The 8,485-nt window shown below is 56.4% G+C and carries 5 protein-coding genes and 1 tRNA gene; 3 read left to right on the forward strand and 3 right to left on the reverse strand.

What is annotated here, in order from left to right; genetic code table 11:
- On the reverse strand, positions 1 to 3,432 hold the full coding sequence (locus tag GSQ91_RS13395; RefSeq protein ID WP_254064565.1) for a DUF5107 domain-containing protein: 3,432 nt from the start codon (positions 3,430 to 3,432) through the stop codon (positions 1 to 3).
- Between the two features lie 359 nt (positions 3,433 to 3,791).
- Here GSQ91_RS13395 and GSQ91_RS13400 point away from each other — a divergent pair, with 359 nt between their 5' ends.
- On the forward strand, positions 3,792 to 5,033 hold the full coding sequence (locus tag GSQ91_RS13400) for a glycoside hydrolase family 99-like domain-containing protein (RefSeq protein ID WP_158822145.1): 1,242 nt from the start codon (positions 3,792 to 3,794) through the stop codon (positions 5,031 to 5,033).
- 58 nt (positions 5,034 to 5,091) lie between these two features.
- On the opposite strand, the gene GSQ91_RS13405 is transcribed toward GSQ91_RS13400, so the two are convergent.
- Both GSQ91_RS13405 and GSQ91_RS13410 read right to left on the reverse strand, forming a co-directional pair.
- A tRNA-Cys gene (locus tag GSQ91_RS13405) sits at positions 5,092 to 5,167 on the reverse strand.
- Between the two features lie 50 nt (positions 5,168 to 5,217).
- Entirely contained in the window at positions 5,218 to 5,874 is a 657-nt protein-coding gene (locus GSQ91_RS13410; RefSeq protein ID WP_158822146.1) for a peroxiredoxin, read from the reverse strand.
- A 448-nt stretch (positions 5,875 to 6,322) separates the two neighbouring features.
- Here GSQ91_RS13410 and GSQ91_RS13415 point away from each other — a divergent pair, with 448 nt between their 5' ends.
- Positions 6,323 to 7,231 (forward strand): PhzF family phenazine biosynthesis protein, encoded by a 909-nt coding sequence (locus GSQ91_RS13415; RefSeq protein WP_158822148.1) that lies wholly within the window; start codon positions 6,323 to 6,325, stop codon positions 7,229 to 7,231.
- Positions 7,232 to 7,889: 658 nt separating this feature from the next.
- Entirely contained in the window at positions 7,890 to 8,324 is a 435-nt protein-coding gene (locus GSQ91_RS13420; RefSeq protein ID WP_158822149.1) for a response regulator, read from the forward strand.
- Positions 8,325 to 8,485: the final 161 nt, after the last annotated feature.

Genomic DNA, 8,485 nt, shown 5'->3' on the forward strand with positions numbered 1-8,485 from the left:
CTAGATCACGGCCATTTCGAGAGTCGACAACAAATCCGCGGCACCGGAATGATTGGCGTCAAGCTTACGCACCTCGTTGAGCAGAATTGTTCCTTCCGCTATTTGCCCTAAGCCCAGCAGAGCTTGCGCACGCAGAAACTTTGCGGAGATCTCCTGCCTCAGAACCAGGTCCTCTTCAAAGAGCAGCATGGCTGGCAGGGAAGTCGCAAAATAGTCGATCTGTGGAGTCTGGTGTTCCAGCTTGAGAGAGTATTCGAATATCTCCCGAAAGACCCTCCTGGCTTCATCGTCTCTTCCGAGCTTGGCGAGTGCCTTCCCGCTCCAGTAGGTTGTGTCTGAGATGGAATGAACCTGCATTTGTTGAAAGTCTGCACGGACCGTCGCTGCACGCTCCCAGTGGTGGCATGCCAGGTCGTTGCTGAGACTGGCTGCATGCGCAACCCCCAGCCAATAGTCGATCATGCTGAGATTCATCAGCAGATGCTTGGCTTCGCCGATACTCTCGGGCAAGTTCCATGCGGCCTCAAACCTGCGAATGGCTGCGTTCGACTTGTGTCCGGCGAGTGTTTTCTGCCCAAGGAGTAGATTGGCACGAACGAACTGCGCCAGCACTAAACCTTCGCCGCCTTCCCAGGGCTGGAATCGACGGGAGAGCAATACCTTCAAGGCCTCTTGCGGCTGCCCAACCTGGTTGTAGAGTGTGGCAAGCTCCACCGAGAGATCGTCGCGCGAGGCCACCAATTCCAGCATTTGTTCCAGAGCTGCAAGCCGCCGCTCTGGGCTTTTGCCCGTTCGCTTTAGTAACTGGTCCTGCTCATACGCGATGCGGGCATCATGAGGAGCAGCCGCTCGTGCTCGTGCAAACGCGTCAAGCGCGCTCTTCTGATCGTGACGGATGTTGTAGTATCCGAATCCAAGGTTCCGCCATGTCGTTGGGAACTGAGGATCTAGTTCCGCAGCGCACTCCCATAGCTGGATGGCGTCTTCATGGCGTCTTCTGTCGTAGAGCAGATTGCCCAGATAATAGGGAGCCCGCGCATCCAGTGGGTTCCGCTCTATCGCGGCCTCGAGTAGCAGAAGTTCCTCAAGCCGACTGGGGAACACATAGGCTGGGTTGGCGGCAGCTGCCAGTCGATAGGTCTGTTCGCTTTCTCTCTTGCGTCCGAGCAAGTGATAGACGTGTGCCAGGCCATAGAGTTGCATGGTGGACGCTCCATCGTTTGCCTCACTCTGGTTCACCGTGAGGATGTCGAGAGTATCCTGCAGTAGATTTGCTCGCAATAGATCAAACGCCAGGTCCAGTCTCTGCTGGCCGTCTCTCGGCGTTGTCCGCGCGTTCAGATAGCGACTCCAGTTATCCAGAGGATCAAGCTCGCACGTCGCTGTAAGGCAGCTAGCAGCCTCGACGCTCTTGCCTAGCTGTCGAAGCACGATTGTTTTGAGGTTGCGTGCATTCAGGTTGTCGGCATCTGCTCTCAGCGAACGTTCGAGGTGATCGAGCGCTCGCTTCCACTGCCGGCGTCCGCAGTCGATCTCTGCCAGGCGATGGTATGCAGGCCCCCTCCACGCGGCATTCCATGTGGACTTGTAGAAGGCTTCATAGGCTTCGGCGACTCGACCCTGGTAGTTCAGCGTCAGTCCCAGGTTGTAATGCGGTTCCCCATCGTAGGGGTTGGGATTCCGTTCTGTCAGGCGTGCAATGGCGGTGCGAAGATAGCGTTCGGCTATCGAAAACTCACCTCGTCTCAGATGCCATCTTCCTAGAGCATGGTTCGACCGGCTGTCGGAGCTGTCCCGGCGAATCGCCTCCTTCCAGTACGGCACTGGGTCGCGAGTCGCATGGCGATACTGCTCCAGATGAAGGCCAACAAGATAAAGTTCATCACTCGATTCGATATCTTCAGGTAGTGCCGGTTCAGTAGCGGTCTCTGGCCGTGGAGCAACAGCGATCTCGGCGGGTGCGTAGTTAAGGATTACTTCTTCCTCCTCTTCCTCACCAGCCCTCAGAACCGCTTCTATCTCCTGCGGATTGCCATCGATCACGAACTCTGTATGCAAGGCGTGCTCTGGCAGGAGCGTACCGTGCCAGCTTGCGATCTGCCGCCCCGCGGATTGCAAGGAGAGAGTCGCGTTAGGCAGTTCGCGGGTCACGAGGAGGTGAACGATCACCTTGCTGGGTGCTCTCTCAACGCGAATGGCTGCATCGAGATTCGCCAGATCGGGAACTCCGATCTCACGGATCGGATACCAGTACTGACTGAAGGTCTTCGTCTCGCCAGGAGCTAGGAAGGAGAAATCAGGTTGGTTATCCGTATAGACGCCGGCCATAAGTTCAACATAGGGTCCGTCGGAGTTGGTAAGACTCCTATCCCATGCATAGCCGAACTCCTGGTTTCCCCAGGTCCACTGCTTCTTCCCCGGAGCAATGTGATGATCGGCGACGTGAACCATGCCCGCCTGCAAACCATGATCGTAGCCACCGGCAAAATCACCCTTTGAATTCGCGACCATGTAGCTCGTTGGAACCGGAATGTTCGCGTACCAACTTAGATCGTTCGGAGAATAGGATCCATCCGGGACAAAATGCGCAGGCCTTTCGTCGTCGGGCACACCATCGACGGCTCTCTGTCCATAGTCAATTCCGTAATAAGATCCCCGGCTGAGAGGAAACTCCGTGACAGCGCGCTTGGCGTGATCCGCAACAAACCGGACATCCTTTGGAAAGAAGGACTGATACCTCTCATTCACTCGAACTGCAACATTTGCCCACCAGAGAAAGGTCTGCGTGTCCTGCGTCCGGTTGTAGAGCCGAACGCGAAGTTCGAGATACGCTTTGCCCGGACGCAGGCATATGCCGTGCATCCCTTTCATGTGCACCATAGGATCATGATCGCTGCACCAGATCGTCACCGATCCGTCCGAATCGTGTTCGATCGTCAACTCAACGGGCATGAAGGTAGCGGGCCGGTGATGCTGCGGCCAGTTGAACTCGACTCCACCCGAGATCCAGGGGCCCGCCAGGCCCACAAGCGCAGGCTTAATGACGTTCTGACGGTAGAAGAAATCGTAGCCGTTGAGCTTATCCAGTCCGATCTGAATTCGACCACCGATCTCCGGCAGGATCATCAGTCGTATGAACTCATTCTCGATGTGCGCGGCCTTCCATTGATGAACCTGCGGCTCCGTGTCGACACGGTCGATGACCGGCAGGGGATAGACGCGGCCGCTGCTGCCCTGGTAGACACGTTTTTCGAGGAACAGCGGATTGGGGTCGGGAGTCGCAGGCATATAAGTCTGAATCAGCACCGGCTCCTCCCAGGCCTTTACGGAGCCTGTTTCACTGAGAGGCGCTGCCGGCAGCTGCAACTTCGAAACGGTTGGGCCCTCCGAAACCATGTTCTCCCTGTCCTCGTAAGCTTTCTGCTGTGGCATGCTCTATCCGATCAACCCGTTATGGCACTTTTGGACGGCAAATCTAAGGCCTGCTAAAACACTGTAAATCCTTAGATTTTGACTTCCGTTTACGTTACCGTAAATGACACTCTAGGTAGGTAGTGAGACCGTTGTCAAGAAAAGATAAGATGCCGGCACGTTCGATGGGCCGTTTCCTGCAATATTTTTCATTTGAATAAATTTACAATTTGCTTTCGCATGTGTTTGGCTTGACGCCTTTCGGGGAGATGCTTAATTCACACTCGATAGTCCGTCGTATGCCTTAGAGGCCGTGTTTCCATGCCGCGTGGCGCCACATCTGCGTATAGGAGCATCTTCAATTGCCGAGGAGTCATTGCATGAGCTTTACCGACCGAAGGACGTTTATGGGTGCTCTTGGGGCCACGGCACTTGCAGGACTGCCATGCACACTTGCCGAATCGTTGCACACGACAGAACACGCGGTATCTCGTGAATACGACGTTGCTGCCTATTACTTTGGCAACTATCACGTCGACCCCCGCAACGAGGCACAGCACGGCCCCGGCTGGACCGAATGGCGACTCGTCGAGCAGGCTCGGCCTCGATTCAAAGGACATCTGCAGCCGAAGGTTCCGCTCTGGGGCTATGAGGATGAATCGAACCCCACTGTCTTCGAACGCAAGATAAAGGCTGCTTCCAGCGCCGGCCTCTCCGCCTTTATCTTCGATTGGTATTGGTATGACGACGGCCCTTTCCTCCAGTCGGCGCTGGAGAAAGGCTATCTTGGTGCCTCCAACAGGAATGATCTGAAGTTCGCCATCATGTGGGCGAATCATGACTGGTTTGACATCCAGCCGGCGAAGCTCTCGTCTTCCCCCAGACTCCAATTCCCAGGTAAGGTAACCCCCGAAACGTTTCGCACCATCACCGACCATGTCGTTGAAACGTACTTCAAATCGTCAAGCTATTGGATGATCGACGGATGTCCCTACTTCTCCATCTACGAGCTCTTCAACTTCGTAGCGAGCATGGGCGGAGTAGCCGGTGCTGCTCGCGCCATCGCGGAGTTTCGCCAGAAGACGAAGGCCGCTGGCTTTCGCGATCTTCACTTCAACGCTGTGACCTGGGGGGTGAAGCTGCTCCCAGGACAAACCGATGTTCCTGATCTGAAGGTTCTTCTTGAGCAGCTACAGGTGGACAGCACGACGTCCTATGTCTGGCTGCATCATGCCCAACTGCCTGACTTCCCAGTGACGGAGTACAGCGCAATGGCCAAGACCTACGAAGCCTACCGCGAGACTGCGTCTGAAAAGCTCGGCAAGCCCTACTTCCCCAACGTCTCAGTAGGATGGGACTCGTCGCCCCGGGCGTGCCAGTCGGATATCTACATCGAGAAGGGATATCCATTCCTCCCGGTTGTTCAGGGAAACACCCCTGAGAACTTCGGCAAGGCACTTCGGTCTGCAAAGGATTTTCTTGATCGCCGCAGCGATTTAAAGCAGAAAATTCTGACGATCAACTCCTGGAATGAATGGACTGAGGGTAGCTATCTGGAACCCGACACGCTCAACGGATACGGCTACCTGGATCAGATTAGGAAGGTTTTTTCAGTCTCGTAGAAGTCTCAGGCAAACAGGGCTCTTCGAGTATCGAAGAGCCCTGTTTGACAGTAATTTTTGGAGCACCGGGCGGGAATTGAACCCGCGAATACTGGTTTTGCAGACCAGCGCGTTAGCCACTTCGCCACCGGTGCTCGTGGTGCTTCTGCTCGAGCGAACAGAAGCACAATTCTATAGCACTCAGTTACTGAGGCTGAGCGGTTGTACGGAGATACGGTTTCACCGTCTTGTATCCGGGGAAGATCTTGTCGGCCTCGTCGTTGGAGACAGCACCGGTGATGATCACATCGTCGCCCTGTTTCCAGTTTGCCGGAGTCGCGACCTTGTGCTTCGCGGTCAACTGCAGCGAGTCGAGCACACGAATGACCTCGTCGAAGTTGCGGCCGGTAGTCATCGGGTAAGCGATCTGCAGTTTGATGCGCTTGTCCGGGCCAACGACGAAGACGGTGCGCACTGGGGCGTTATTCGCGGGAGTGCGGCCTTCACTGGTTTCGCCGGCGTCGGCGGCCAGCATGTCGTAGAGTTTTGCGACCTTCAGCTCTGGATCGCCGATGATCGGATAGTTGACCTTGTGGCCACCTACGTCCTCGATGTCCTGCGCCCATCTGCCGTGGCTTTCGACGGGATCGACCGACAGGCCGATCACCTTGGCGCCACGCTGCGCAAACTGGCCTTCAAGGGCAGCCACTGCGCCGAGCTCCGTGGTGCAGACGGGCGTGAAGTCTTTGGGGTGGGAGAAGAGCACAGCCCAGTTATCGCCGATCCACTCGTGAAAGTTGACGGTGCCGTGGGTGGTCTCTGCGGTGAAGTCTGGAGCTACATCGTTGATGCGGAGGGACATCTTGTTTACCTGCCTTTGGAAGTCGTTTGAAGCTAATTGGTGAGGAGCTTTTTAAGATTGCCGAGCAAAGCAGAAAACCCACCAGGCCAGGGCCTTGGGTGGGTCTCGATGTTCGTTTCTAGACGCTTGAGGCTATCGTCTCGATTCGCTCATCCGCTCACCCGTGCAGGGCCGCAGCAACAGCAACCACAGCAGCAGCATATGAGGGTCGAGTTCGAGGCGTTGAGAGTCATGCGAATCCAAATTCTGTACCGCCATCGTGGAGCCGTTTGCCCCAGAGGCGGTGATTTCTAAGGTACGGCGGGAGCGCGAGTGTGTCAAATGCGAGTGAAGAGTGGCAAGTGAAGAGTGACAAGTGAGTGATGCCCGGCAAATGAAGTGGTACGACGTATCCGCTTTATCACTTATCACTTATCACTCTTCACTTATCACTGTCTACACTGATCTCATGACTCGCAAACTCGACTATTCCGTGCTGGATGTCTTCGCCGAACAACCGTTGCAGGGCAATCCGCTGGCCGTGTTTCACGATGCCCGATCGCTCACCAGCGATGAGATGCAGGCACTGGCCCGCGAGACGAACCTTGCTGAAACGACCTTCATTGTGCCTGGCGACGATCCAGAGAGCGAACGCATCCATGGCGTGCGCGTAAGGATCTTCACTACGCAGGAAGAGGTGCCATTCGCGGGGCATCCGACGCTGGGCACGGCCAGTTGGCTGTACTTCAACCATCCAACCCTGCGTGGAGCCGAGAGCATCACTCTGCTCTTGGACGTGGGACCCATCACGGTGCGATTCACGCCTCGCAGCGAGGGGGAGCATGGCGTGCACGCGACGATGAAGCAGAACGATCCTGTGTTCGGTAAAACACACCCTCGCGCAGAGATTGCAGCAGCCCTTGGCCTGCAGGATGCGGATCTTTTGGCAGCGCCTCTGCCGCAGACGGTGTCGACCGGCTTGGCGTTCTGCATCGTCCCACTGCGCTCGATAGAGATTTTGCGGAGTTTGATGATCTCGCAGCGTGAGGCGACCGCCTGGCTCGCGCAGAGCGATGCGAAGTTCATCTACTGCATCGCGCCCACGGAACAGACGAGCGGAACGCAATGGCACGCCCGCATGCAGTTCTATGGAGGCGAAGATCCGGCGACAGGATCTGCGGCGGGATGCTCCATCTCATGGTTGGTGCGGCACGGCCTCGCGCAGTCGGCTGAGTCGGTCGTGATCGAGCAGGGAATCGAAATTCTCAGACCCAGCCGCATCACGGCGCAGGCGAGTCTGGTAGACGGCGAGGTTCGTTACGTGCATGTTTCGGGACGCACCATTCCTGTGGCAACTGGAGCGTTTTTCCTGCCCTGAACCACGAGTTTCCCACAGCCTGGAACCCGCAAACGTCAATAGCGACGGGTGGTTCCTTAGGAGCGGTGGATGCGCTATGACGAAGTTGTTGCGTTTTCGCTATAAATTCGCCATTGCCACGGCAGGTTCCCCCCAGTAGAGTCAGCAAATCGCCTATCGGGATTACGCCCGTGCGGCAGGAAACTTTCGCCTGTTTTACTGAAAATTTGCGTTGAAAAAGGCCGGCTCTAACGCCGCCTCAGCACCCTTGTGCCGCTATTTTTTGAAGCGGCCGGGTGCCGGGCACGGCAGCCGGAGGGCCTCTTTCACAACCCACGATTCTTGAGGGCCGCGTTGCGGCCTTCGAGACTCGGGGCACTGCTTCGGGTCTTTGCGGCCCTGCGAAGCGGGCAGGAGAGCCTCGCGCTTTTCCACCGTCAACGTAAAGAAGCGGAACGTGCCAAGACTCTCACGCCAACAAACGTGACTGTCCGCGCGACTGCCCTGACTTGCGCCTTTTGGGGGTGCGAACGCATGTTTGGCTTGATCGAGCGAAGGAACGATGTGGCAGGACCCAAGCTAACGGTACGTACGCTCAGCGCTAGGCTGTGGCGATGAACGAAATAACGGAATGCAAGACACTCGGGCCGGAAACCACCGGCTTGAAGAAGGAACGACAATGCGCCCTCGTAAGACGATTTTGTGTGTGGATGACAATGAACAGGTTCTCTCAGTGCGGAAGTTTTTGCTCGAGACGCGAGGCTATCGCGTGCAGGCTGTGCGCACGGCAGCCGAAGCCCTGGAGTACCTCCAGACCGCTATGCAAGGATCTGTGGACCTGTTGATGTCGGAAGTGATCCTGTCCCAGATGGATGGGAATGAGCTGGTCCGACGAGCCAAACAACTGCATCCCTGCCTGCCGGCACTTCTGGTGTCAGGCACCGTGTCGAACTTCGATCGCGCGGTCGCTGCAGATGCTTTTCTACCCAAGGGCGCATGTACTCCAGCCGAGATGCTGGACCGTATTCGAATTCTCGTAGCCCGCAAGCGCGGCCCGAAGAAGCACGTGCAGTCAGTGATGGCTGCGCCTGCTCAGTTGGCCGTCGCGAGCTAGTGACAGACAGTAGAGGGAAGAAGTGTAGAGCATAGAGAAATCATGCAGGCTTGCCGTATTCTTTCCTCTACGCTCTAGTTTCTATCCTCCGCTCTAGGTCGTATCGACATATAGCTGGAGTCTAAGCCAGGCGCAGGCGAGAGCGGTACATGAGCGGAAGG

The organism is Granulicella sp. S156 (genome assembly GCF_009766105.1).
Taxonomy (GTDB): domain Bacteria; phylum Acidobacteriota; class Terriglobia; order Terriglobales; family Acidobacteriaceae; genus Granulicella.

Coding starts and splice junctions, on each gene's coding strand:
- GSQ91_RS13410 (WP_158822146.1), bottom strand. CDS start 5,874: ATGTCCCTCCGCATCAACGATGTAGCTCCAGACTTCACCGCAGAGACC.
- GSQ91_RS13420 (WP_158822149.1), top strand. CDS start 7,890: ATGCGCCCTCGTAAGACGATTTTGTGTGTGGATGACAATGAACAGGTT.
- GSQ91_RS13395 (WP_254064565.1), bottom strand. CDS start 3,432: ATGCCACAGCAGAAAGCTTACGAGGACAGGGAGAACATGGTTTCGGAG.
- GSQ91_RS13415 (WP_158822148.1), top strand. CDS start 6,323: ATGACTCGCAAACTCGACTATTCCGTGCTGGATGTCTTCGCCGAACAA.
- GSQ91_RS13400 (WP_158822145.1), top strand. CDS start 3,792: ATGAGCTTTACCGACCGAAGGACGTTTATGGGTGCTCTTGGGGCCACG.